General features: G+C 72.3%; 20 protein-coding genes, 2 tRNA genes, 1 other RNA gene and 1 pseudogene. 10 read left to right on the forward strand and 14 right to left on the reverse strand.

Going from position 1 to position 23,372, the window contains the following annotated elements; all coding sequences use genetic code 11:
• Positions 1-5: 5 nt before the first annotated feature.
• From ACFV20_RS04030 to ACFV20_RS04040, 3 genes are all read left to right on the forward strand, one after another.
• Positions 6-1,289 carry a sensor histidine kinase gene (locus ACFV20_RS04030; protein ID WP_385652073.1) on the forward strand — a complete coding sequence of 428 codons (1,284 nt, stop codon included), beginning with the start codon at positions 6-8 and terminating at the stop codon, positions 1,287-1,289.
• Positions 1,286-1,906 (forward strand): response regulator, encoded by a 621-nt coding sequence (locus ACFV20_RS04035; RefSeq protein WP_385652075.1) that lies wholly within the window; start codon positions 1,286-1,288, stop codon positions 1,904-1,906. The genes ACFV20_RS04030 and ACFV20_RS04035 overlap by 4 nt, the downstream gene beginning before the upstream one ends.
• A gap of 22 nt (positions 1,907-1,928) precedes the next feature.
• Positions 1,929-2,004: transfer RNA gene (locus tag ACFV20_RS04040), tRNA-Gly, on the forward strand.
• 44 nt (positions 2,005-2,048) lie between these two features.
• Here ACFV20_RS04040 and ACFV20_RS04045 read toward each other — a convergent pair.
• From ACFV20_RS04045 to ffs, 6 genes are all read right to left on the reverse strand, one after another.
• Positions 2,049-2,948 carry a phosphoribosylaminoimidazolesuccinocarboxamide synthase gene (locus ACFV20_RS04045; protein ID WP_385652077.1) on the reverse strand — a complete coding sequence of 300 codons (900 nt, stop codon included), beginning with the start codon at positions 2,946-2,948 and terminating at the stop codon, positions 2,049-2,051.
• Positions 2,949-3,017: 69 nt separating this feature from the next.
• Positions 3,018-4,496 (reverse strand): N,N-dimethylformamidase beta subunit family domain-containing protein, encoded by a 1,479-nt coding sequence (locus ACFV20_RS04050; RefSeq protein WP_385652079.1) that lies wholly within the window; start codon positions 4,494-4,496, stop codon positions 3,018-3,020.
• A gap of 250 nt (positions 4,497-4,746) precedes the next feature.
• Positions 4,747-6,633 (reverse strand): hypothetical protein, encoded by a 1,887-nt coding sequence (locus tag ACFV20_RS04055; protein ID WP_385652533.1) that lies wholly within the window; start codon positions 6,631-6,633, stop codon positions 4,747-4,749.
• Positions 6,634-7,173: 540 nt separating this feature from the next.
• Positions 7,174-8,424 carry a phosphoribosylamine--glycine ligase gene (purD, locus tag ACFV20_RS04060; RefSeq protein ID WP_385652082.1) on the reverse strand — a complete coding sequence of 417 codons (1,251 nt, stop codon included), beginning with the start codon at positions 8,422-8,424 and terminating at the stop codon, positions 7,174-7,176.
• 339 nt (positions 8,425-8,763) lie between these two features.
• On the reverse strand, positions 8,764-11,361 hold the full coding sequence (locus ACFV20_RS04065; protein ID WP_385652084.1) for a DNA polymerase III subunit gamma and tau: 2,598 nt from the start codon (positions 11,359-11,361) through the stop codon (positions 8,764-8,766).
• 163 nt (positions 11,362-11,524) lie between these two features.
• Positions 11,525-11,621, reverse strand: an RNA gene (ffs, locus tag ACFV20_RS04070) — signal recognition particle sRNA small type.
• A 71-nt stretch (positions 11,622-11,692) separates the two neighbouring features.
• Here ffs and ACFV20_RS04075 point away from each other — a divergent pair.
• Positions 11,693-11,780 (forward strand) — tRNA-Ser (locus ACFV20_RS04075).
• A gap of 79 nt (positions 11,781-11,859) precedes the next feature.
• On the opposite strand, the pseudogene ACFV20_RS04080 reads toward ACFV20_RS04075, so the two are convergent.
• Positions 11,860-12,190, reverse strand: a pseudogene (locus tag ACFV20_RS04080) (tyrosine-type recombinase/integrase); the annotation flags it as partial.
• A 1,172-nt stretch (positions 12,191-13,362) separates the two neighbouring features.
• Between ACFV20_RS04080 and ACFV20_RS04085 the strand changes: the two are divergent.
• The 4 genes from ACFV20_RS04085 to ACFV20_RS04100 all read left to right on the forward strand — a co-directional run bounded on the left by ACFV20_RS04085 (position 13,363) and on the right by ACFV20_RS04100 (position 17,539).
• Positions 13,363-15,804: a helicase-associated domain-containing protein gene (locus ACFV20_RS04085; protein ID WP_385652534.1), complete on the forward strand. Its 2,442-nt coding sequence runs from the start codon at positions 13,363-13,365 to the stop codon at positions 15,802-15,804.
• Between the two features lie 73 nt (positions 15,805-15,877).
• On the forward strand, positions 15,878-16,771 hold the full coding sequence (locus ACFV20_RS04090) for a phosphorothioated DNA-binding restriction endonuclease (RefSeq protein ID WP_385652086.1): 894 nt from the start codon (positions 15,878-15,880) through the stop codon (positions 16,769-16,771).
• Positions 16,772-16,838: 67 nt separating this feature from the next.
• Complete coding sequence (locus ACFV20_RS04095) at positions 16,839-17,117, forward strand: CopG family transcriptional regulator (protein WP_385652088.1); 279 nt, start codon at positions 16,839-16,841, stop codon at positions 17,115-17,117.
• Complete coding sequence (locus tag ACFV20_RS04100) at positions 17,114-17,539, forward strand: PIN domain-containing protein (RefSeq protein WP_385652091.1); 426 nt, start codon at positions 17,114-17,116, stop codon at positions 17,537-17,539. The genes ACFV20_RS04095 and ACFV20_RS04100 overlap by 4 nt, the downstream gene beginning before the upstream one ends.
• 380 nt (positions 17,540-17,919) lie before the next feature.
• Here the strand turns inward: ACFV20_RS04100 and ACFV20_RS04105 are convergent, their stop codons facing one another.
• From ACFV20_RS04105 to ACFV20_RS04130, 6 genes are all read right to left on the reverse strand, one after another.
• Positions 17,920-18,555 (reverse strand): restriction endonuclease, encoded by a 636-nt coding sequence (locus tag ACFV20_RS04105; RefSeq protein WP_385652094.1) that lies wholly within the window; start codon positions 18,553-18,555, stop codon positions 17,920-17,922.
• Between the two features lie 231 nt (positions 18,556-18,786).
• Positions 18,787-19,785, reverse strand: coding sequence for a type I glyceraldehyde-3-phosphate dehydrogenase (gap, locus tag ACFV20_RS04110; protein WP_385652097.1), 999 nt, complete (start codon positions 19,783-19,785; stop codon positions 18,787-18,789).
• 178 nt (positions 19,786-19,963) lie between these two features.
• A complete protein-coding gene (locus tag ACFV20_RS04115; RefSeq protein ID WP_385652100.1) occupies positions 19,964-20,920 on the reverse strand; it encodes a GlxA family transcriptional regulator in 957 nt (318 codons plus the stop codon).
• Between the two features lie 176 nt (positions 20,921-21,096).
• Positions 21,097-21,492, reverse strand: a complete 396-nt coding sequence (locus ACFV20_RS04120; protein WP_385652102.1) for an amphi-Trp domain-containing protein — start codon at positions 21,490-21,492, stop codon at positions 21,097-21,099.
• Between the two features lie 68 nt (positions 21,493-21,560).
• The gene (locus ACFV20_RS04125; protein WP_385652104.1) at positions 21,561-21,785 is read right to left on the reverse strand and encodes a hypothetical protein; all 225 of its coding nucleotides are present in this window, start codon (positions 21,783-21,785) and stop codon (positions 21,561-21,563) included.
• Positions 21,786-21,829: 44 nt separating this feature from the next.
• Entirely contained in the window at positions 21,830-22,063 is a 234-nt protein-coding gene (locus ACFV20_RS04130; RefSeq protein WP_385652107.1) for a hypothetical protein, read from the reverse strand.
• Between the two features lie 135 nt (positions 22,064-22,198).
• Between ACFV20_RS04130 and ACFV20_RS04135 the strand changes: the two genes are divergently transcribed.
• Both ACFV20_RS04135 and ACFV20_RS04140 read left to right on the forward strand, forming a co-directional pair.
• A complete protein-coding gene (locus tag ACFV20_RS04135) occupies positions 22,199-22,420 on the forward strand; it encodes a CarD family transcriptional regulator (RefSeq protein WP_234848543.1) in 222 nt (73 codons plus the stop codon).
• A 92-nt stretch (positions 22,421-22,512) separates the two neighbouring features.
• Positions 22,513-22,671 carry a hypothetical protein gene (locus tag ACFV20_RS04140; RefSeq protein WP_385652109.1) on the forward strand — a complete coding sequence of 53 codons (159 nt, stop codon included), beginning with the start codon at positions 22,513-22,515 and terminating at the stop codon, positions 22,669-22,671.
• 88 nt (positions 22,672-22,759) lie between these two features.
• Here ACFV20_RS04140 and ACFV20_RS04145 read toward each other — a convergent pair whose 3' ends face one another.
• Positions 22,760-23,245, reverse strand: coding sequence for an MSMEG_6728 family protein (locus tag ACFV20_RS04145; RefSeq protein ID WP_385652111.1), 486 nt, complete (start codon positions 23,243-23,245; stop codon positions 22,760-22,762).
• Positions 23,246-23,372: the final 127 nt, after the last annotated feature.

Below are 23,372 nucleotides of genomic sequence, written 5' to 3' on the forward strand. Positions count from 1 at the left end.
GGCCGATGCGCATGCCGGGCAGGTGGTGGCGGCACAAGAGCACGCCGGAGAAAGTCGAGACGTACACGCGGTGGTCGTTCCACTTCTTCGCGGTGATGGAGTTCTTCTCCGTCGGGCTCACGTCCGTGGCCCCGCTCGGGGCGCGGCTGGGCGGTGCCGTCATGCTGGTGGTCGCCGTGCACGCCGCCCTCTGCTTCGTGACCGTGTCCCGGGCGGTCGACTGGACGCGCGGGCGCAGGCCCCAGCCCACCGGACTGATGTGGACGCTGGGAGCCGTCACCGCCGCGATCGCCGCCGCCGCGCTCGTCCTCGCCGAGCACGGACCCCACCGCGAGGACGTCGACACCGCCGCCGGTGGCGTCTTCGGAGTGATCCTGATCTTCGGTCCCGGCATCATCGCGCTCGGCGTCCGCTCGCGCCGGCGGGCGTTCGGCATCTCGGGCGGTTTCGCGGCAGGCACCCTGGTGGTGGCCCTCGCCCTCGGCGCCCCCGCCCTCACGGCGCTCTTCACGGCGTTGATCGTGCTGATCGGCGGTGTGTTCATCGCGTTCACGGCGGTCTTCTCGGTGTGGCTGCTGAACGCCGTCTACGAACTCGACGAGGCCCGCGAGACCCGGACCAGGCTCGCCGTCGCCGAGGAGCGGCTGCGGTTCGGGCGGGATCTGCACGACGTCATGGGGCGCAACCTCGCCGTGATCGCCCTGAAGAGCGAGCTGGCCGTGCAGCTGGCCCAGCGGGGACGCCCCGAGGCCGTGTCGCAGATGGTCGAGGTGCAGCGGCTCGCGCAGGATGCGCAGCGGGAGGTGCGGGAGGTCGTGCGCGGCTACCGGAAGGCCGACCTCGGCGCCGAACTCGCCGGTGCGCAAGGGGTGCTGACGGCCGCCGGGATCGACTGCACGATCGGCGGATCGACGGCCGCCGGCCTGCCGCCCGCGGTGCAGTCCGCGCTGGGGTGGGTGGTGCGGGAGGCCGCGACCAACGTGCTGCGGCACGGGGACGCGCGGCGGTGCACGGTGCGACTGACGGTGCGGGAGGGGCTGGTGATGTTGTCGGTGGAGAACGACGGCGTGAGAGAGGCGGGGGCGGAGTCCGGGTCGGGACCGTCCGGTTCGGGGCTCGCCGGGCTGCGGGAGCGGCTGGCGGCGATCGACGGGACGCTGGAGGCCGGGCCCGTGGGGCGGGGACTGTTCCGGTTGACGGTGGAGATTCCGCTGCCGCCGCAGTCCACCCCTTCCGGTGCCGTCCCGGCCGCTGCCGCCCAGCGGTCGGTGAGCGAGGTCACCTCATGACGGCCGTGGAGCCCGTCCGGCTGCTGCTCGCCGACGACGAACACCTCATCCGGGGGGCGCTCGCCGCCCTGCTGTCCCTGGAGGACGACCTCCTGGTCGTCGCCGAGGCCGCCACCGGCCCCGAGGCCCTGACCATGGCCCGGGCCCACAAGCCCGACGTGGCCGTGCTGGATCTCCAGATGCCCGGCGCGGACGGTGTGAAGGTCGCCACATCCCTGCGGACCGAACTGCCCGGCTGCAAGGTGCTCATCGTCACCAGTCACGGGCGGCCCGGCCATCTGAAACGGGCGCTGGCGGCCGGGGTGCGGGCGTTCGTGCCGAAGACCGTGAGCGCGCAGCGGCTGGCGGAGCTCATCCGGACCGTGCACGCCGGGAACCGTTACGTCGACCCGGAGTTGGCCGCCGACGCCATCGCTGCCGGGGACTCGCCCCTGACCGCGCGGGAGGCCGAGGTGCTGGAACTCGCCGCCGACGGGGCACCCGTCGCGGAGATCGCCGAGCGGGCCGCGCTGTCGCAGGGCACCGTGCGGAACTATCTGTCGTCGGCCGTCTCGAAGCTCGGTGCCGAGAACCGGCATGCGGCGGTACGGCTCGCGCGGGAGCGAGGTTGGGTATAGTGGTTCTCGCGCCACGGCGCATGCGAACGTAGCTCAGTTGGTAGAGCGCAACCTTGCCAAGGTTGAGGTCGCGAGTTCGAACCTCGTCGTTCGCTCCATCGAGAAGCCCCCCGGTTCCGCCGGGGGGCTTCTCGCGTGTTTCCTACGACCAGCTCGTGCCGGTCAGTCGCTCGTACGCCTCGACGTACTTGGCGCGGGTGGCGTCGACGACCTGCTGGGGCAGGGCGGGCGGCGGCTGCTCGCTCCCCCGGTCCCAGCCGGACTCCGGCGAGGTCAGCCAGTCCCGGACGAACTGCTTGTCGTACGACGGCTGCGCCCGGCCCGGCTGCCACTGGTCGGCCGGCCAGAAACGGGAGGAGTCCGCGGTGAGGACCTCGTCCGCGAGGACCAGCTCGTCGCCGTCGAAGCCGAACTCGAACTTCGTGTCCGCGAGGATGATGCCCCGCTCCCGGGCGATGTCCCGGCCCCGGGAGTAGACCGCGAGGGTCGCCTGGCGCAGCCGGGCCGCGGTGTCCGCGCCGACCTGGCGGGCGACCTCCTCGTAGGAGACGTTCTCGTCGTGCTCGCCGACCGCGGCCTTGGTGGCCGGGGTGAAGATCGGGGCGGGCAGTTCACTGCCGTCGGTCAGGCCTTCCGGCAGGGCGAGGCCGCAGACCGTGCGCGTCTCCTTGTACTCGGCGAGGCCCGAGCCGGTGAGGTAGCCGCGGGCCACGCACTCCACGGGGACCATCTGGAGCGACTTGCAGATCAGCGTGCGGCCCGCCCAGTCGGCGGGGGCGCCCTCGGGCAGATCCGTGCTCAGGACGTGGTTCGGGGCGAGGTCGGCGAGCCGCTCGAACCACCACAGGGAGAGCTGCGTGAGGATCCGGCCCTTGTCGGGGATCTCGGTCGGCAGCACCCAGTCGTAGGCCGAGATGCGGTCGCTGGCGACCATCACGAGGTCGCCCGCCTCGTTCCGGTACAGCTCGCGCACCTTGCCGGTGTGCAGATGCACCAGGCCCGGAACCTGGATCGGCTCGGGCTTTTCTACGAATCCGGACACGGTTCCTCCCCGTGGTTCTGTCTGAGTGGCTCGATTCTCCCGTATCCGAGCGTGATCACCGACAGTGGGTCAGTCGCGTTTGCAGATGCGGTCCAGGAGATTCGCGGTGGCGCGCTGGATCCGCGGGTCGACGTGGCCGGGGCGGTCCAGGGCGGGGGACCAGGCGAACGTTCCTGCTGCGAAGACCCAGGCGCCGGAGGGCGCGCGGTACAGGGACGTCTCCTGGTGGCGCGGCGTGCCCTCCTTGTCGGTGTACGGGGAGTGGGCGAGCAGGATCCGCTCCTCGTGCTCGGGCAGCGAGGTGCGCGGGAAGTAGCGGTCGGCCTCGCCCGCCACCAGGTTCTCGATCGCGTCGCCCTCGTGCGCCCCGGTGGCCTCCCACAGCCAGTGCCCGGCGTTGCGCACGATCAGCGGGTGCGGCTCGGGGACGGGCCCGGCGTACTGGATGCCCAGGAGCTGCTGTTCCGCCCGGTCGATCTCCCGCCACAGCACCGGTTTGCCCGGGCCCCTGCGCTTGCGGCAGGTCAGCAGCCGGTCGGGGACGCCGGAGGGGGACGGGCCGAGCTCCACCTGCCAGTACATGGAGTTGGCGGAGAGGAAGACCAGCGAGGTGCCCGCGTCACGGGCAAGCTCCACGGTGGTGCGCATGGGGGCCGACCAGTACTCGTCGTGGCCCGGGAAGACCAGACCGCGGTAGCGGGCGGGGTCGACGCGGCCGGCGTGCAGGTCACTGGCGGTGGCGTAGGCGACGTCGTAGCCGTAGCGCTCGGCCCAGCGGATGAAGTCGTAGGCGTGGCCGACGTGGAGCGGGAGGCCCGCGCCCGCGTAGGGGCGGTCGAACGAGACCGTCGTGGCCGCCTCGGACTCGCCCAGCAGCCGGCCCTCCTCGTCCCACGCGTGGTAGAGGCTGGCCCCGGTGCGGCCGTCCTCCGGGTAGAGGTTGTACGCCTGCCAGGTGACGTCGGGCAGCACGAGCAGCAGGTCGGCGGGCTGGTCGTGGCGGACCGTGAACGGGACGTGGGAGCGGTAGCCGTCCGCGGTGGTGAGGACCGCCACGTACGCGCCGACGTTCCAGTACGAGGGGACCTGCAGCCGCCAGGACAGCCACCAGTGGTGGCAGGAGACCGTACGGTCCGCGGTGAGCGGGGCGGGCTGGACGATGCCGGACAGCCGCGGGCTGGTGGTGATCTTCGCGGCGCCGTCACCGCCGTAGTGGCCGATGCGGTAGATGTCGACGGCGAACTGCTGCGGCGGGTCGACCGTGATGTGGAAGTCGATGGCCTCGCCGGGCGCCACCGCGCCGGTGGAGGTGAAGCCCTTGATCTGGCGGTGCACGTCGTCGGCCGCGCGGGGGCCGCCCGACCGGCCGCTGCCCTTCTTCGACGCGTTCGGGGCGTCCTGGTCCACGTACCAGGGGACCACCTGGCCGGAGTCGTCGAAGTACGTCACGTTGCCGCGCAGCCACGGCACGGGGCCCTGGCCGAAGGGGTCCGTCACGGCGTGCGCCAGCGCCCCCGACTCCCAGCGGCGGATCTGCTCCGAACCCATGGTCGTCTCCCCTCCCCTACGCCCCCGTGGTGGTCCTTGCCGGTGTGGTGATGACTGCCGGTGTGGTCATGACTTCTGGTGTGGTGATGACTTCCGGTGTGGTGCGTGCGACGCGGTCACGCGTATGTGTTTGTCGTATGTCGCACGCGCTTGCCATGCACGTGAACGGTCCAAGCACATCACATAACGCGCGCACTTCGTCACTGTTCGTTTTGAATTGGCCAGAACCGGAAGTGAGTGCTCCGGTGGGTCAGCCGAGGCGGACCGGCTTCTCGGGGCGTATGCCGAGCTGGGACAGCCAGAGCCGCAGAGGCGTGGCGTCGCCGTCCTCGATGAGCGAGAGGACCATGGGGGCCAGATCGGCCGTGCGCTCGCCGTCGACGAGGAGGGTGGGGCCGTCCAGCCAGTCCAGGCCGGGCGCGGCACCGGCGGTGTCCATCGCGGCGCAGCAGACCATCGCGGTGAGGTGGTCCGCGAGCAGCTCCCTGGCGGTGCGCGGGGGCTGGAGGGGGAAGAGGGGCAGCGCCCGGTCGTCCCAGAGGGCCATGGGGTCCGGGGCGGGGGCCGGAACGGTGGCGGGGGGTGGTGCGGCGGCTGAGGGGTTCGCCGCAGTGGGGGCGGCCTCCTCCCGGGCCAGTTCGGCGCTGAGGCGGGCGGCGAGCGTGGCGCTGGGGGCCGTCGTACCGGAGAGGTCCTCGTCGTCGAGGAGGTCCGGGGTGTCCGCGTCCGCTCCGGCGCCGGGCGGGTGGGCCGCGGGGGCGGGGTGTGCGGTGGGATGCGCTGTGGGATCCGTGGTCGGGGCCGTGGCCGGGCCCGCTGAGGGGTGGTCGGCTCCGGTGGACCCGGCGGTGTCCGAGGGGGGTGTGTTCGTCAGATGGTCCAGGACACGGGAGAGGGTCGGGGCGTCGGTGGCGGTGTGGGTGGGGCCCGTGGCGGGACGGACGCCCATCGTGTCCAGGACGCGGTGGAGGCGGGCCGCGTCCAAGCGCCACTTGCGGTCCACGACCTCGTCCGGATACTCGCTCCAGTCCACCGGCGCCCAGTCGGGCCCCGGCCCGGCGGGGCCGCCGTGGAAGAGGCGGGCGGCGAGCAGGGAAGCGGCTTCGTCGACCGCGCCGGGCTCCTCCAGCAGATCACAGGCCGGCCGCTCGCCCAGCCGTGACGCGAAGCCCTCGGCCAGACGGTCCCGCCGGGACAGCTCCGTGAGCGCCGCGACCACACCCGCGTCCAGCCGGGACGGCCAGCGGCCCATCCGCCAGGCGGGCAGGGCCACCCGGGTCAGCAGCCGGTCCCAGCCCGCGTAAGCCAGACCCACCTGCTCCTGGGCGACGATCCGCAGTCCGTAATCCACAGCCTGTGCACGCTCCGCGGCCGCGGCCGCCACGCCCCGCTCCAGCTCGGCGGCGTGGACCCGGCAGCTGCGCAGCAGAAGCCGGGCGACCCGGCCGACCCCGGCGAGCACCAGCCGCGACACCGGATCGCGGCGGGGCTCCGACGCCACGGCCACCGCGGCGTCCAGGCCCCGGACGAAGCGCCGGGCCGCGGCTATGTCCGGGTGGGCCGAGGGGCCTGTACCGGCGATCACCGGGGCGAGGACCGCGCGCAGCTCGCCGACCCGCATCCACCACAGGAACGGGGAGCCGATGACGAGGACGGGCGCGACGGGCTGCCGGCGTGGTGCCTGCTTGCCCGACCCCGCTATGTCGTCGTGCTCCTCGGCCGGGGGCGGTGCGTGGGACCGGTGGGTACGGTCCTCGAGCCAGCTGTCGCAGTCCGGGGTGAGCGCTATCGCGGAGGGTGCGGGGACGTCGAGGCGGTCGGCCAGGTCGCGCACCATCCGGTACAGGTCGGGGGCCGCCTCCTCGGCGACCGGCACGGTCGGGCTCATGGCGGGCCGGGCCCGGGCGACGACCAGGGCGACCCCGGCGGCGGCGAGCAGCACCAGCGCGGCGAGCGGCGTCAGAACCGCCCGGGCCGTGTCCCAGCCGGGACCCTCCAGGCGGTCACCGGCGGCGCCCGCGAGCAGGATCACGGCGAAGGCGGCCGGCAGCAGGGCGACGGCCAGGGCACGGCTGCGGATGCGCAGCACGGCCAGTGCTCGTGCCCGCGCAATCTGCGCGCCTGCTTCCACACCCATTCCGGTCACGACCGACCTCACCCCCTCCCCGTTGACCCGACGCTTCCCTTGCTCACTCCCCCACTGTGGCACCCGTCACTGACATCGCAATGCCGATGGGCCAAGTGCCGGAACGCTTGCGCCGCACCCTAGTTGGGGCTCCGCCCCCCGTCAGCCGGATAGGGCATCGGTCACTCGATGGAATGGCTTTGGGGAGAGGTGGATGACGGTCGGCAGGCATCAGACCCCCGCGTCCGGCACGCGACAGGCCCCGGATCCTGAGACGGATCCGGGGCCTGCGGGGTTCATCGGCGACGGGGTGGGTTCCCTGCCGTGGGGGGTTTCCAGCCGCGCGGGTCCCCGACTGCGGGTGGTGCCCCTGACCGCGGGGGGTGCACCTGACCGCGGGTGGGTGACCGACCGCGGGGGTTTCCCTGAGCGCGGGGGTGTCCAGCCGCGTGGGTCCCCGACCGCGGGTGGTTCCCCGACCGGCGGTGGTTACCCGACCGGCGGTGGTTACCCGACCGCGGGAGGGTGGGGCTCGGTCGGGGGTGGGGGCGGTTACGCGCCTGCCGCCTTCGCCGCGATGTCCGTGCGGTGCTGGGAGCCGTCGAGGCGGATGCGGCCGACGGCCGTGTAGGCACGGTCGCGGGCCTCGGTGAGGTCCTTGCCCGTGGCCGTCACGGACAGGACGCGACCGCCCGCGCTGACGACGGCGTCGCCCTCCTGGCGGGTGCCGGCGTGCAGCACGTACGCGTGCGGGGCGTCCTGCGCGGCGACCTCGTCCAGACCGGTGATCGGGTCGCCGGTGCGCGGGGTGCCGGGGTAGTTGTGCGAGGCGACGACCACGGTCACGGCCGCGTCCTCACTCCAGCGCAGCGGCTCCAGGTGGGCGAGGTTGCCGGTGGCGGCGGCCATCAGCAGACCGGCCAGCGGCGTCTTCAGCCGGGCCAGGACGACCTGCGTCTCGGGGTCGCCGAACCGGGCGTTGAACTCGATCACGCGGACACCCCGGGAGGTGATCGCGAGACCGGCGTAGAGCAGGCCGGAGAACGGCGTGCCGCGCCGCTGCATCTCGTCGACCGTCGGCTGCAGCACGGTCTGCAGCACCTCGTCGACCAGCTTCGGGTCGGCCCACGGCAGCGGGGAGTACGCGCCCATGCCGCCGGTGTTGGGGCCCTCGTCGCCGTCCAGCGCGCGCTTGAAGTCCTGGGCGGGCTGGAGCGGTACGACCGTCTCGCCGTCGGTCACGGCGAAGAGGGAGACCTCCGGGCCGTCGAGGTACTCCTCGATGACCACGCGCTCGCAGGCCGCCGCGTGGGCCCGGGCCGCTTCGAGGTCGTCGGTGACGACGACTCCCTTGCCCGCGGCGAGCCCGTCGTCCTTCACGACGTACGGCGCGCCGAAGGCGTCGAGGGCCGTGTCGACCTCTTCCGGCGTGGTGCAGACGTACGACCGGGCCGTGGGCACCTCGGCCGCCGCCATGACGTCCTTCGCGAAGGCCTTGGAGCCCTCGAGCTGCGCGGCCCGGCCGGACGGGCCGAAGACCGGGATGCCCGCCTCACGCACGGCGTCGGCCACACCGGCGACCAGCGGAGCCTCCGGGCCGACCACCACGAGCTCAGCGCCCAGGCGGGTGGCCAGCGCGGCGACGGCGGCGCCGTCCAGGGCGTCGACCTGGTGCAGCTCGGCGACCTCGGCGATGCCGGCGTTGCCGGGGGCGCAGTGCAGCGCCGTGACGTCGGGGTCGTGGGACAGGGAGTGGCACAGGGCGTGTTCGCGGGCGCCGCTGCCGATGACGAGGACCTTCACGGGGGTCAGCCTAACGGGAGACGCCGGGTTCTCCTTGTGCGGGCTGCCTAAGGGAGGGCGGATCTTGAGCTGGAGGTTCCTCCAAGGAGGCCCGGCGCTCTGCTTCCCGGCCTTCCTGCCTCCGGGCTTCCTGGGTCCTGCGCCCCGGCTTTCCTGCCTCCGGGCTTCCTGGGTCCTGCGCCCCGGCTTCCGGGCTGCCCTGCTTCTGGGCTGCCCTGCCGTCCGGCTTCCGGGCTGCCTTGATCCGGGCCGCCCGGCTTCCCGGCTTCCGGGCCGCGCTGCTTGCGGGCCGCCCGGCTGCCCTGCTTCCGGGCTCCCTTGCTTCCCGGCTGCCCGGCTCTACTCGTTCGTGAACTCCTCGACCACCGTCGCCCCCAGCTCCCGGACGATCAGCTCCTGGCCGGAGAGAGCCGACTCGTCGAGGTCGGGGTCGTCGTCCTCGGGGATGTCCTCCTCGACGGAGACGTGCCGCCGCGGTGGAGCGGACGGCTGGGGAACTGACGCGGCGGTCGGCGGGGAAGCCGGGGCGGAGGGGGCGGCGGAGCCGGAGCTGCTCGACTGTTGCGGAGGAGAGGCAGGGGAGGCCGACGGGGACGGGGCGGGGCGCTGGGCCGTCGCCGTACCGCCGCCGGAGTTGTAACCGCCGGAGTTGTAGCCGCCCGCACCGCCGGCACCTGGGCCGCCGCCGGAGGTGTGGCCACCGCCGGCGCTCTGGCCGCCGCCGGTGTGATGGACGCCACCGCCGCCGAAGCCGGAGGGGCCGCCCGGCGCGGGGGCCGCGGAGCCGCCCGACGGGTCGACGATCGCCTCGATCTTCCACTGGACGTTGAACTGCTCGCCCAGCGCCTGCCGCAGCACGTCCTCGCTGCCGCTGCTCAGGAAGTTGTCCCGCGCGCCCGCGTTGACGAAGCCGAGCTGCAGGGTCGTGCCGTCGAAGCCTGCCACCTGGGCGTTCTGGCTGAGCAGGATCCAGGTGAAGCGCCGACGGTTCTTGACGGCGTCCAGGATGTTCGGCCAGAGCATGCGCGGGTCGAGACCGCCGCCGCCCGTGGGAGCGGGGGCCGGGGCGGGGGCCTGGGTGGTCTGAGCCGGGGCGTGCGGTGGGGACGCCGGCGGGTTGGCGGGTCCGGGGGTGTGCGCCGGGGGTGTGCTCGGGGCGGGGGCGCCCGGGGCAGCCGTCGGCCAGCCGCCGGGGCGCCGGGCGCCGCTTCCCGCGGAGGCGGCGGTGGGCCAAGCGCCCGGGGCGGGCGGGGCCTGGGCGGGAGACGCCTGGGCGGGTCCGGCGGGAGCGGGAGTGGAAGCGGCCGGGGCTTCGGCGGGGGCCGGGCCGGTGCCCGGCCCGACGGGCGCGGAGGGCCCGCCCTGGGCACCGGCTGCCGGAGCAGGGGACGCGTCAGGTGCGTGAGGCGTGGAGGGGGCCGGAGGTGCCGGAGGGGCCGCAGGGCTTTGTGGCGAAGGGGGAGTGCCCTGGCCCGGCGCTGTGGGAGCGGAGCCGGGCACCGCAGCCGTATGACCGCCGCCGCTCACACCGCTGCCGCCGCCCGCACCGCCGCCGCTCGCACCGCCGCCGCCATATCCGCCGTTGCCCGGTGCTCCGGAGGCGCGGACCGCCGCGCGGGCCGCGGCGGGGCCGCCGCCCGTCGGCACCGGGGCGCCACCGCCCGTCTGGACCGGGGCGGGGCCGCCCACCTGGCCCGGAGCGGCCGCCGCTCCCCCATGGCCCTCCGGGCCGGGAACGTATCCCATGGCGGGCATGCCGACGGGTCCCGCGGAGAAGTTCACACCGCGCTCGATGCGGTCGAGGCGGGCCATCACGGAGCGCTCGTCCCCGTAGGCGGCGGGGAGCAGGACGCGGGCGCAGATCAGTTCGAGCTGGAGGCGGGGCGAGTGGGCACCGCGCATCTCGGTCAAGCCCTCATTGACCAGGTCGGCCGCACGGCCCAGCTCGGCGGGGCCGAAGGTGCCGGCCTGGGCCTGCATGCGCTCGATCACATCGGCGGGGGCGTCGATGAGCCCCTTCTCCGCGGCGTCCGGCACGGCGGCGAGGATCACCAGGTCGCGCAGCCGCTCCAGGAGGTCGGCGACGAAGCGGCGGGGGTCGTTGCCACCCTCGATGACGCGGTCGACGACCTCGAAGGCCGCGGCGCCGTCGCCGGTGGCGAAGGCCTCGACGACGGAGTCGAGGAGGGAGCCGTCGGTATAGCCGAGGAGTGCGGTGGCCATGGCGTATGTCACACCGTCCTCCGCGGCGCCCGCGAGGAGCTGGTCCATGACGGACATCGAGTCACGCACGGACCCGCCGCCCGCCCGCACGACGAGCGGGAGCACGCCGTCGGCGACGGGGATGGTCTCCTTCTGGCAGACCTGACCGAGGTACTCCCGGAGGGTGCCGGGGGGCACCAGCCGGAAGGGGTAGTGATGGGTCCGGGACCGGATCGTGCCGATGACCTTCTCGGGCTCGGTGGTCGCGAAGATGAACTTCAGATGCTCCGGCGGCTCCTCGACGACCTTCAGCAGCGCGTTGAAACCGGCCGACGTGACCATGTGGGCCTCGTCGATGATGTAGATCTTGTACCGGCTGCGGGCCGGACCGAAGAAGGCCTTCTCGCGCAGGTCACGGGCGTCGTCCACGCCACCGTGGGAAGCGGCGTCGATCTCGATGACGTCGATGGAGCCGGGGCCGTTGCGGGCGAGGTCCTGACAGGACTGGCACTCACCGCACGGCGTGGGTGTGGGCCCCTGCTCGCAGTTGAGACACCGGGCCAGGATCCGCGCGCTGGTCGTCTTGCCACAGCCGCGCGGCCCGCTGAACAGGTACGCGTGGTTGACCCGGTTGTTGCGCAGTGCCTGCTGCAGCGGGTCGGTGACATGCTCCTGCCCGATGACCTCGGCGAAGGTCTCGGGGCGGTAGCGGCGGTACAGAGCGAGAGACGACACGCATACGAGGTTATAGGCGCCCACTGACATCGGTCCCGGCCCCGACCCGGCCGGGCAGGTCCGCTCCGGCCATCGGTCCGTGAGATCGGTCCGGGAGATCGGCTCCCGGAGATCGACTCGGAAGATCGACTCGGAAGATCGACTCGGGAGATCGGTCCGGGAACGCAGACGCCCCTCACGCACCCGCCAGAGCCAACCTACCCTTGCTGCCTTCCGGCCCTGGGGGAGTTCAGTCAGATAGCGCCGCGTGAGGGGCTGCGCCAAGGCTACCTGATGTCGGGAGCGGGAACGAGTTCGCGAGCACTCCTCAACGTCTTGTATTGTTTGCGGCGGAGGATTCGCCTAGAGGCCTAGGGCGCACGCTTGGAAAGCGTGTTGGGGGCAACCCCTCACGAGTTCGAATCTCGTATCCTCCGCCAGTGCCTCACCGGGCACGATGTCGAAGGGCCCCACCGCTTGCGGTGGGGCCCTTCGACGTTGTCCGTCTCAGTTTCCGTCTCAGTTGGATTTTCCGGCCGTACCCGGCGGCTCCCAGAGCGCGTCGCCGACTTGCTGCGCGACCTTGCGGAGCATCGTCCCCGTCACGTGCATGTACCGAGCGCGCATCCGGGCCGCTCCCCCAGGCTCCCAACCCATGATCGAGTCGATCACGACGTCCGGGACGCCGAGGATCAGGAGCACGGTCGCTGCGGTGTGGCGAGCGTCATGGAGACGGCCGTCACGTACGTCCGCGTCCCGCAGGAGCCGCTTCCAGATGTGGAAGTCGGTGTTCGGGCTCAGCGGCCCGCCGGTCGACGAGGCGAAGACGTACCCCCTTGCCCTCCCAGTCGGCCTTTCACTCGGCTCCAGTACACGAAGGTGAACATCTGGCGAGACCCGGACGCGGCGGCATTCGTCCGGTCGGTCGCCGACGGGAACGAGACTGTGCCCACCGTGACCGTGGCCGGTCGAGCAATGGTGAACCCCTCGAAGCGAGAGCTCCTGGAAGCGGTCGAGCTCCACGCGCCGCACCTGCTGCACAAGAGCCCGTTGACCGCTCACTCCAACTGGACAGAGGCCGAACACAGCCACTGTCGACCATCAGCTGGGACCGCAGTGTCAAGCATCTACCGGGACCGGACAAGACGCTGGGCGGGTTTCTCATGGCCGAGCCTCCTTGGACGGGTGGGCATGTGGTGATCCGTAGTCGCTCCTGAGGCCTGACCTCTCAAGACAGAGTCGGCCCCACGTGCCTACTTGCCCAGTGCAGCTTCGCCGGGGGTGGCGGGGCCCGTCCGCGCTCCTGCCTTCGTCCCGCGCGGACCGGCCCCGCCATCCCCGCTCGCACACAATCAGCGGCATCGTTGACTCCCGTGGCCCAAGCCGCCGCCAGGGAACACCTCTCACCGCTCGGCGAACGCCCCAGTTCCGCAGCTGACCGAGACCCCGGCGACCGCTGGGATTGCGAACGGCTAATCGGATGACGGGCCTATGAGCCCTGCCATCAGGGAGACGCGCAACCCCGCCACGGCGCAACGACCTCACACCACCGGCACCCACCCCAGGGAAAAGGGAACGTCGCCTGACGGGTCACGCGTCGGCTGCGTGAGTCCAGCACTCCCGGATTGCGGCAAACTTCGAGTCGAACCTGCGGTCGTACATACGGAGAGTGAAGGCCCCCGGAACGGTGCGCGCCCTGCCCTGAACTCGGACGCCACGCACCTCCGACAACGTACCGCGTCTCGTATCCTCCGCAGCCGCCTGAACAGGCGAAATGAGAACCCCGGACCGCTCATCGGCCGGGGTTCTCGGCATGCTCTGGTCTCAGTTCTGGTCTCATTTACTTCCGGCATAAGGGACTTTTCACCGCCTCGCTTTGCCCCTGACGGGTGGACCGACAGGGCAACGCCTTCACTCACAGAGGGCTTCCTGCCGCCTCAGGACGCGGGTGTCCCCTGCCGTGCGCCATTCTGGAGCGTGTGCAGGACCGGTTCCGGTTCGAAGAGCAACGGCGTCGTCTTGGTGAGGTGCCCCATCGGCAAGCCCAGCGGATCAACTCTGGCCTCGTGGCTGAGTGGTCTGGAAGTCGGTCGACTTGTGCGAGTCCTGGCGACCCGCCCGGATGCCGTGTCCCCGCCGGAGCCACGATCGTTCGGCGAACTCGCGGACCGCCTTCAGCGCCCGGCGTCGGTGGCACCGGTGCTGGCGGAGCTCGCGCTGCCACAGCTGCAGGTGGCTGAGGTGCTGGCGGCATTGGGACCCGTTCCACGTGCCGCTTTGGCCGACCTGCTGGACGTGATCGAGACGGTGAGCGATCGCGGGCTGGACGCGGCCCTGGAGACACTGGCCGATCACGCGCTCGTCTGGCCGGACGGCCAAGGGCTGCTCCACATGGCGGCGCCGTTGCGGCAGGCGTGGGATTCGCCGTTGGGGCTGGACGCGCCGCTCGCCCGGCTACTGGCGGACACGACCTCCGAGGAACTGCGGCGCATGCTGGTGGCCCTGGGCATCCCCGCTCCCGGCACCACCAAGAAGGCTCGGCTGGCCACGCTGCTGGAACACCACAGTGATCCGGAGCGGGTATCTGCGGTGGTCGCTTCCGCGCCGGTGGCCACTCGGGAACTGCTTGAGCGGCGAGCCCGTCACCAGGGTGAACAGACGCAGGAACAGGCGGAATTCCTCATGCTCGGGGCCGCGCGGGCCAGCTCCGAACCGGGTGCGCATTGGGCTCTGGAGCGCGGGCTGCTGGTCCAGGGCCGGTACTCCGGGTACGGGCCCGCACGTATGCCGGCCGAGGTGGCGCTCGCCCTGCGCGGGGCCGACTGGCGCGCCCCGTTCGAGCCGTTCCCGCCCATCGTGCAGACGGTGTCCGTCACCGAGGCGGAGGTGGATCGGGAGGCGGCGGCCGCCGCCACGGCGTTCGCCGCCCACGCCGCCTCGGTTCTGGCGGCGTGCGCCATGTCTCCGCCGGCTCGTCTGAAGTCCGGCGGGGTCGGGGCGCGCGAGCTGGCCCGGATCGGCAAGGCCACACAGTGCGACGACATCGTCGTACGCCTCGTCCTGGAGACGGCGTACGACGCTGGGCTGCTGGCCCGGGACGGTGACCTGGTCGCGGCGACGGACGGCTACGACGCCTGGGCGGAGCGGGAACCGGCGGAGCAACTCACCGCGCTTCTCCAGGCGTGGCGGACGCTGCCGCTGACCCCCACCCAGGCCCGCGACGAGGACGGCAAGGCGCTGCCCGCACTCGCCGGAACACCACCCTGTGGCGGCTGTGTGCAGGCCCGGGACGGGCTTCTCGCCGCAGCTGCGGCGCTCGCGGCGGACCAGGGGGTGCGGAGCCCCGTGGAATTGGGGCCGCTCGTCGCCTGGCACCGTCCGCTCGCCCACCAACTCCCCCAGGACTCCACGCCCTTCGCCTCCGTGGTCCGCGAAGCCGAACTACTCGGTGTGATTGCCCGCGGCTCCCTCTCACCCATCGGTGCCGCCTTGCAGGCCGATGACGGCGAAGCACTGGCCGCGGCCAGTCGGCGGCTGCTGCCGACGGCCACCAGCGCAGCCCGCTTCGGCGCGGACCTCACCGCCGTTGTCACGGGCTCACCGTCAGCCCGTCTGGCCGCCCTGTTGGACGCCGTCGCAGACCGGGAAGCCGTCGGCACGGCATCCGTGTGGCGGTTCAGCCCGGGCACCATCCGCGGCGCCCTGGACACCGGCCGTACACCCGACGCCATCGCCGCCGACCTGGCCGACGTCGCCGTCGGCGCCCTTCCGCAGCCGCTGTCGTATCTGATCCATGACACCGCGCGCGCTCACGGCCGTGTGCGCATCGCCCCCGCGGCCTGCGTGATCCACGGCGAGGAACCCTCCCTTCTCGCCGAACTCGCCGCCCACCGCAAGCTCGCCGAGCTCGGGCTGCGGCAGCTGGCACCGACCGTGCTGGTCTGCCGGACTCCGCTCGACAAGACCCTCGCCGCGCTCCGGGCCGCCGGCTACGCTCCCGTCGCCGAGAAGGCCGACGGAACCGTACGCGTCGAGAAGACCCGGCGCCGACGTGCCTCCGCCCCGGCTCCGAACCCCCTTCCAGGCCAGCGATCGCGGTCTGTGCCGACGGAGACCCCGGTGGACATCGGTCTGAGCGACCTGGCCGCCAGGCTGCGGGACGCCCCGCCGACACTTCCGGATCCCGACCCGTTCGGGACAGGGGTCCCCTACGGCACGGACACCGAGGAGATCGTCGCCGGGTACGCGAAGAGCCTGACGTACAGCGATGTCCGCCAGCTCGCCCACGCCGTCGACGCCGGCACGGCCATCACGTTCGAGTACGTCGCCGCCTCGGGCAACCGGACCGTACGTACCCTCAGCGAGCTCGATCTCGACCCGCCCCATCTGTACGCCTGGTGCCATCTGCGCGAGGACGAACGGGTCTTCACCCTCTCCCGCATCCTCGGCGTCATGTCCTCGTAGTCCTCGACACGGCCCATTGGCCCACCCCGTGCACGGATCAGTGTTCGACCAGCCGCCACTACGATCGCCGGTCATGGACTGGGTCGAGCGCACCGCGCAGCTGAGGCAGTGGACGAGGAGCGGGGCGCGGGCTCCGCACAAGCCGTTGCTGTTTCTGTACGCGCTCAGCCGGTTCCAGCAGGACGCCGACGGCGAGCTGCGGTACAGCGCGGTGGAGCAGGACCTGCGACGGCTGCTCGCCGAGTACGGGCCCGGCAACCGGACGACGCCCGCTTATCCCTTCCATCACCTGGTGAGTGACGGGGTGTGGGAGGTGCGCACCGAGCGCGGACCGGGCAGCCCCGGGACCGGAGTCAGGGAGCTGCGGGCGACCGGGGCCGCCGGGCGGCTGACGCCTCAGCTGCGGGCAGCGCTGCGGCGGGAGCCGTCCCTGCTCGGCCGGATGACGCGGGTGCTGCTCGATCTGAACTTCCCGCCCTCCCTCCACGGCGAGCTGTGCGAAGCCGTCGGCCTGGAGCTGGAGGAGGCCGAGACCGGACGGCTCTCGGCCGCGCGCAGGCAGCGGGACCGGCGGATGCGGGAGATGGTCCTGACGGCGTACGAGTACCAGTGCGCCTTCTGCGGGTACGACGGCAGCATCGGCGCGGTGCCGGTCGGGCTGGAGGCCGCCCATGTGCGCTGGTGGGCGTTCGACGGACCGGACGACATGGACAACGGGCTGTGCCTGTGCTCGCTGCACCACAAGCTCTTCGACAAGGGCGTTCTCGGCATCGGCGACGGCCACCGCATCCTGGTCTCGCAGAGCTTTGTCGGCCGCAGTACCGCCGCCCGCGCGCACGTCATCACGCTCGCCGGCCGTCCGGTCATAGGTCCCCAGCCGGGCGTCAGCCCCATCGCCGCCGCCCACCGCTCCTGGCACACCAGCCAGGTCTTCCACGGCAGCCCACGCCCCGCCATGACGGTCTGATCGCCGATCGGGCGGTCACATGAAACGCACTGGTAAGCAGCGCGATACCAAGAGTATGGTCTCTTGTATGGCTACGAAGAAGGTGACGGTGACGATTCCCGAGGATCTCCTGGACGAGATCCGCGCGGAGGCGGCGGAGCGGGGGCTGTCGGCGTACGTCGCCGAGGCACTGCGCTTCAAGCGCGACCGGGACCGGCTGCGGGAACTGGCCGACTGGCTGAAGGAGGAACACGGCCCGCTTACCGAAGAAGAGCGCGTCGCAGCGTTCGAGGGACTGGAGGAGCTCGACGCCGAGCACGAGCGCCGTCGCGCCGCCGGAACGCACGGCGCGGGAGAGGCCGCGTGAAGAAGCGGGCCGGTGAGCCGGGGCAGCGACCACTGCGCGTCTTCGTACTCGACTGCGAAGCCTTGTCCCTGGCCGTGCGCGGCGAACGGAAGATGATCGCATGGCTCGACCTCGCGGCCGGAGGTGAAGCCGAGGTGGTGACATCTCCGATGACGCTGATCGAGGCGTACGACGGCAGAGCCACCGAGCAACGCTGGGACTGGGTGCTCTCGCGGCTCAGAGTCGCCGACATCGGAAAGGACGAGGCACGCCAGGCCCGCCGTTTGCTGGCAGATGCCAAGCTACATGGCCACAAGTACGCGATCGACGCGGTGCTCGCCGTCATCGCGCGCCAGCAGAAGGGGCAGGTCACCGTCTTCACCTCGGACGCGGACGACCTGGAGAAGCTGGTTCCGGAGTCGATCGTCGTCAGGAAGGTGTGACCCGGCACTCTGGTCTCAGTTCTGGTGCACTCTGGTCTCAGTTCTGGTCTCATTCACCCCCGTCCACCGTTCGCGGTGGGGCCCTTCGACGTTGTCGGACTCGGGCCGCCGGCCACGAGCCCCTCGTTCGGTTGTCAGAGGCCGCGGTCTCGGTTCCAGCGACTCACGTGCATCGCGTAGAAGACGTTGCCGATGCCCGCGGTGAACATGAGCAGCCAGAAGTGGACCCACAGCGACTGGCGCCGACGTCTCACTCCCGCCCCACCGATCACCGCCGCGGCAGACGCGGCCGCTGAGCTGTTGTGGTCGGCCACCGTTCTCGAACCGACTGCTTGCCACTCGATCGGGGCACCAGGCGCTGAAGGTCAGCACTGCCCAAGTCAGCCGCCGTACGCCTGCTTCCAGCGGGCTCGGTGGTGGGGGTCGCCCTGTCCTCGGCCGTTCACCTCGGTCAAGGTCAGCAGGGGGGTGCCGTTGTTCCACAGGCCCAGGTGGTCGCGGTGGAGGGCGAGGATGTCGTGCTGTACGGCGAACTTCTCGGAGGGGCGGCTGAAGCGGGTGGTCGTGACGAAGACGGCCACGTCGGCTCCGAAGTGCACCTTCGCGCCCAGCAGGTCGCGGAGTTCACGGCTCGCGATCGTGCTGGTCGGCGCGTAGCGCTTGCACTGGATCACCATGCTCCGGCCGTCCGGGAGGCGGCCCAGGACGTCGGCGCCGTTGTCGTTCGCTCCGCCCACCCGCCGGACCTGCGTGCACCCGTCCCTGCGGCACAGGTGGGCGACCAGTTCCTCGAACTCCGTCCCGGTCATCGCGTCCACCTCGGCGAGCGTCCGGTGCCCCGCCTTCACGGCCTCCTCCTGCCGCCAGACGCGGTCCCGGCCGCGCACCAGCCGGTCCGTCCGCCACAGCCACCAGCCCGCCGTCCCGACGCCGCCCCCCACCAGCACACCGGTGACGTACGGCCACACGGTCGACCAGAACAGCACCAGCAGCACCAGTGACGAACCGGCGCCCACTGCCAGTGCCTTCAGGCGGGTCGTCCGCCTTCTGCGCTCAGCCGCTCCCCGTCCACGTCCCCGTCCACGTCCACGTCCACGTCCACGTCCACGTCCACGTCCACGTCCACGTCCAGCCATGATCGACGCTCCTCCCCCAGCCGTCCGTGTACGGCAGTCTCAGCAGCCGGGGGCGGGGGGGAGTAGGGCGCGAGTCGGCCATGGCCGGATCAGGGGGTATTCCCGCCGTTGTCAGCGGCCGGCGAGCAGTTCGAGCGTGTCGATGACGCGGTTCGAGAAGCCCCACTCGTTGTCGTACCAGGCGACCACCTTGACGTGGCGGCCGTCGACGCGGGTGAGGGCCGAGTCGAAGATCGACGAGGCCGGGTTGCCGACGATGTCGGACGACACGAGCGGGTCCTCCGAGTACTCGAGGACGCCGGCGAGCGGCCCCTGCGCCGCCTTGCGGTACGCCTCCAGCACGTCCTCGCGCGTCACCTCGCGGGCGACGGTCGTGTTGAGTTCGACGATCGAGCCCACCGGCACCGGCACGCGGATCGAGTCGCCCGACAGCTTGCCGTCGAGGTTCGGCAGCACCAGGCCGATCGCCTTGGCCGCACCGGTCGTGGTCGGCACGATGTTGACCCCGGCGGCGCGGGCGCGGCGGGCGTCGCGGTGCGGGCCGTCCTGCAGGTTCTGCTCCTGCGTGTAGGCGTGCACCGTCGTCATGAAGCCGTGCTCGATGCCCGCGAGTTCGTCGAGCACCGCGGCCAGGGGCGCGAGAGCGTTGGTGGTGCAGGAGGCGTTCGACACGATCGTGTGCACGTCCGGGTCGTAGGCCTCGGTGTTGACCCCGTACGCCAGCGTGACGTCGGCGCCGTCCGACGGCGCGCTGACGAGCACCTTCTTGGCGCCGGCGTCGAGGTGGGCGCGGGCCGCCTTGGCCGAGGTGAAGCGGCCCGTGGCCTCCAGGACGATGTCGACGCCGAGTTCGGCCCAGGGCAGCTGCGCCGGTTCGCGCTCCGCCAGCACCTTGATCCGCCGGCCGTCGACGACGAGGGCGTCCCCGTCGGCCGTCACCGGGCGGCCGAGCCGGCCGGCCGTCGAGTCGTAGGCGAGCAGCCGGGCGAGGGTGGCGGGCTCCGTCAGGTCGTTGACCGCGACGACGTCGAAGTCGCTGCCGCGTTCGAGCAGGGCGCGCAGCACATTGCGTCCGATGCGGCCGAATCCGTTGATCGCGATGCGCGTCATGAGTGGGGTCCCTTTCGGTCTTAGCGGTACGCCACCAGCGTCGCGCCCGGCGTTCACGCGTGACAGCGGCGGGATCGCCAGGGTTCGAAAGGATCGCGCCAGCGCCGGCCCACGTCCCGGTCCGGAGCGCCAGCGCCGGCCCACGCCCCGGTCCGCCCGGTGCGCGCGCGTACGGGGGTCACTCGCCGCGGGCGAAGGTGTGGCGGTACTCGCTGGGGGTCGTGCCGAGGATGCGCTGGAAGTGCAGCCGCAGATTCGCGCCGGTGCCGAGGCCGACGTCGGCGGCGATCTGCTCCACGCTCAGTTCCGAACGTTCGAGCAGCTCACGGGCCACGTCGATGCGGGCGCGCATGACCCACTGCATCGGCGTGTATCCGGTGTCCTCGACGAAGCGCCGTGACAGCGTGCGCGCCGAGACCCCCGCGTGCCGTGCCAGCCCGTCGAGACTGAGGGGCTCGCCGAGCCGGTGCAGTGCCCACTCGCGGGTGGCGGCGAACCGCTCGCCGAGGGGTTCGGGCACGCTGCGCGGCACGTACTGCGCCTGGCCGCCGCTGCGGTAGGGGGCGGCGACCAGACGCCGGGCCGCGTGGTTCGACGCGGCCACTCCCAGGTCGCCGCGCAGGATGTGCAGGCACAGGTCGATGCCGGAGGCGGCGCCCGCCGACGTCAGCACGCTGCCCTCGTCGACGAACAGGACGTTCTCGTCGACCCGGACGAGCGGGTGCTTGGCCGCGAGCGCCCGGGTGTAGTGCCAGTGCGTCGTGGCGCGTCTGCCGTCGAGCAGGCCCGTGGCGGCGAGGGCGAAGGCGCCCGTGGAGATCGCGGCGAGCCGCGCGCCCCGGGCGTGCGCCGCGATCAGGGCGTCGACGACGGCCCGCGGCGGGTCGTCGCGGTCCGGGAACCGGTAGCCGGGCAGGAAGACGATGTCCGCCCAGGCGAGCGCGTCCAGGCCGTGGGCCACGGAGTACGACAGGCCGTCGCCGCCGGTCACCAGGCCGGGAGCCGCCCCGCACACGCGCACCTCGTAGGGCATGCTCGCGCGGGTCGTGAACACCTGCGCGGGGATGCCGACGTCGAGCGGTTTCGCACCGGGCAGGACGAGGACGGCCACGCGGTGCAGGCGGGGGGACGGCACCGGGACAGCCTACGAGGCGCGGCGGCGGTACCGGCCGCCCTGCCCCGCGCCGGAACCCGTGGCCCCTCGCCCCGTGGCGGCACCGGCTCCCCGTCCGCGCCGGAACCCGTGACCCCTGCCCCGTGGCGGTACCGGCTCCCCGTGCGCGCCGGAACCGGGCAGCCCTGCGGGCGGTGTCAGGCCGACTTCGCAGCGGTCCGCTTCGTCCCCCTGCTCCTGCCACTGCCACTGCCACTGCCGCTGCCGCCGGTGGTGCCCGGGCCCGAGCCGGTCGGTGGTTTCGGTGTGTTCTTCCTGCGGGGCTTCTCCGCGGGTGCCTCGGTGTCCCGGCGCGGCGACCGCGGCCGGGCCGTCGTCCACTTCAGTTCGATCTCGAGCTCGATCTCCCCGTCCCCGATCTCCACCTCCAGCTCGCTGTGCAGGTCGTCGGGGATCCGCAGGCCCAGCGTTCCGGGGCCGAACTCCAGCTCCGCGTCCCCGCCCTCCCGCAGCGCGTCAGCGAGCGCCGTGAGCTGGTCGGCGGCCTCCTGGCGCGACAGCGAGCGCTTCTGCTCGAACTTGAGGTCCTTCATGGGCCCTCCGGTGATGTGACAGAAAAGGGTGGACATGTCCATAGTGGCGTGCCGCGTGGGCGCGCGCGTCAGCCGCCCGTCTCCGGGCCCCAGCGCTCGGGCCCCACGCCGCGCCAGTCGATCCACGGCACCTCCGCCACGTCCGACGGGTCGATCTCCAGACCCGCACGGCGGAGGAACTCCGCGACATCGGTCACGTTGTGGGCGAGTCCGAGGATCTCGCCGTCCACGCGCACCCGGCGGCCACCCGAGGGCGACGGTGGGTGCACGATCACGCGTATCGGTCCGGACATGCCTTCAGGATCATCCGGGACGTACGGTCCCGCAGGCCGGGGCGTCATCGACGGAGCCGCTCGGACGCATCCCCCGCCGTCCGCCCCAGCTCCCGCAGCTCCCACCACGCCGCCGGGCTGGGCCGACGCTGTTGCCAGTAGGGGTGGAAGTACGCCCGAACCGACAGCCGGTGCAGCCGCCGGCGCAGCTCGGTGCGGCCGGGCCGGTCGGCGAGCTGCCGGTAGGTGGCACTCCACTCGCGCTGCGCCCGGACGAGGTCGTCGGGAAACGTTCGCATGGCCGAATTCAAGCATGTGTTCGATTTTTTCGGCCAGCGGAGCCCCTCGTCCCCGCCCCGCTCCGGGCACCCGGTTGTGATATCGCAATGGACAGCCGCAGCGCGGAGGCCCCCAGGAGGCGCATACTGAGGCCGATGACAAAGCCTGCTGCTCCCAAGCGTCATTTGCCCACCAGCCCCTTCAAGGCGCCGGTAGCCCCCGCTCCCAAGCACTTCGCCGTGGGTGACCAGGTCACGCACGACATGTACGGGCTCGGCCGGGTCATCGGTATGGAGGAAGGGATCGCCGCGCTCGTGGACTTCGGTTCGGCGCACATGCGGATCCCCAGCCCGTACGCCAAGATGACCAAGCTGTAGGACCTCCGTGCCCGGTCCGGGCACGCCTGGCCCGGACCGGGCCAGTACCGGAAAAGAGACGTCTCATCGAACCGACTTCACTGTTCTCCGCCGTGGAAGGGCACCCCAGCCGTTCCGGCGCGGCCTCGCCGCCCCCGGCGACCAACCCCTTCCAGGCCCCGGACTTCGGGGAGGACGAGATCTTCACCCCGGAGGACGTGACGGAACAGTCCTCCGCGCCCAAGCGCCCGGCACGCCGCAGGGCGGCCTAGCGTCACGGCCCACGGCCCGGCATGCCTTCGGGCCGTATCATCAGACGGTCCACGCCATGATCCGGCGCCCTCCCCCCGGGGCTTCCCATCAGTCCCGGGAGGACGCCTCCGCCGTGCGGTCCGACGCCGGCCAGACGTACGGCAGGTCGTCGGGGACCCCCGGGAAGAGAGCCGCGTAGGTCGCGGGGTCCTTGCGGACCAGGGCCGAGCGGTGGCTCTCGTGGAAGGGGACGTCGCCGAGCCAGGGCGGCAGTTCGCCGTCGGCGGCCAGTTGCCGCTGGTCGCGGATCGGTGCGTGCGGGCGGGTCGCCGCCAGGTCGGCCACGAGCGTCGCCGCGCAGGTGTCCTGGTGGCCGTGTTCACGCCAGACGCGGCAGACCTCCAGGCCGTAGCGCACCAGGGCCTCCTCGTAGCCGAGCCACATCCGCACGGCCGGGTGGTTGCGCCACCCGTAGCCGGGGACGACCAGGCCGCGCAGGACCTGGAGCGCCTCGACCCGTTGTTTGCCGAGCCGGCGACGGTCCAGGGCCTGGGCCGTGGTGCGGAAATCGGGGTAGGGCAGGAAGGTCTGCATGCCGTCCTCGGTGTTCCTTACCGTGCGTCGGTGCGCGTGCCGCGCCTGCTGAGGGCCGGGGCCGGGCCGATCATGGCGGCGCCGCGGCCGGCGGAGCGGCCTGCTCGAAGGGGGTGCGGTCGGCGCG

The sequence above is a fragment of the Streptomyces sp. NPDC059696 genome (genome assembly GCF_042733745.1).
Classification (GTDB): domain Bacteria; phylum Actinomycetota; class Actinomycetes; order Streptomycetales; family Streptomycetaceae; genus Streptomyces.

Excerpts from the sequence above, each read along its gene's own strand:
- ACFV20_RS04135 (WP_234848543.1), top strand. The coding sequence starts at position 22,199 with ATGACAAAGCCTGCTGCTCCCAAGCGTCATTTGCCCACCAGCCCCTTC.
- ACFV20_RS04095 (WP_385652088.1), top strand. The coding sequence starts at position 16,839 with ATGGCTACGAAGAAGGTGACGGTGACGATTCCCGAGGATCTCCTGGAC.
- ACFV20_RS04090 (WP_385652086.1), top strand. The coding sequence starts at position 15,878 with ATGGACTGGGTCGAGCGCACCGCGCAGCTGAGGCAGTGGACGAGGAGC.
- ACFV20_RS04050 (WP_385652079.1), bottom strand. The coding sequence starts at position 4,496 with ATGGGTTCGGAGCAGATCCGCCGCTGGGAGTCGGGGGCGCTGGCGCAC.
- ACFV20_RS04145 (WP_385652111.1), bottom strand. The coding sequence starts at position 23,245 with ATGCAGACCTTCCTGCCCTACCCCGATTTCCGCACCACGGCCCAGGCC.
- ACFV20_RS04030 (WP_385652073.1), top strand. The coding sequence starts at position 6 with ATGCGCATGCCGGGCAGGTGGTGGCGGCACAAGAGCACGCCGGAGAAA.
- ACFV20_RS04130 (WP_385652107.1), bottom strand. The coding sequence starts at position 22,063 with ATGCGAACGTTTCCCGACGACCTCGTCCGGGCGCAGCGCGAGTGGAGT.
- ACFV20_RS04125 (WP_385652104.1), bottom strand. The coding sequence starts at position 21,785 with ATGTCCGGACCGATACGCGTGATCGTGCACCCACCGTCGCCCTCGGGT.
- ACFV20_RS04055 (WP_385652533.1), bottom strand. The coding sequence starts at position 6,633 with ATGGGTGTGGAAGCAGGCGCGCAGATTGCGCGGGCACGAGCACTGGCC.
- ACFV20_RS04120 (WP_385652102.1), bottom strand. The coding sequence starts at position 21,492 with ATGAAGGACCTCAAGTTCGAGCAGAAGCGCTCGCTGTCGCGCCAGGAG.
- ACFV20_RS04035 (WP_385652075.1), top strand. The coding sequence starts at position 1,286 with ATGACGGCCGTGGAGCCCGTCCGGCTGCTGCTCGCCGACGACGAACAC.
- gap (WP_385652097.1), bottom strand. The coding sequence starts at position 19,785 with ATGACGCGCATCGCGATCAACGGATTCGGCCGCATCGGACGCAATGTG.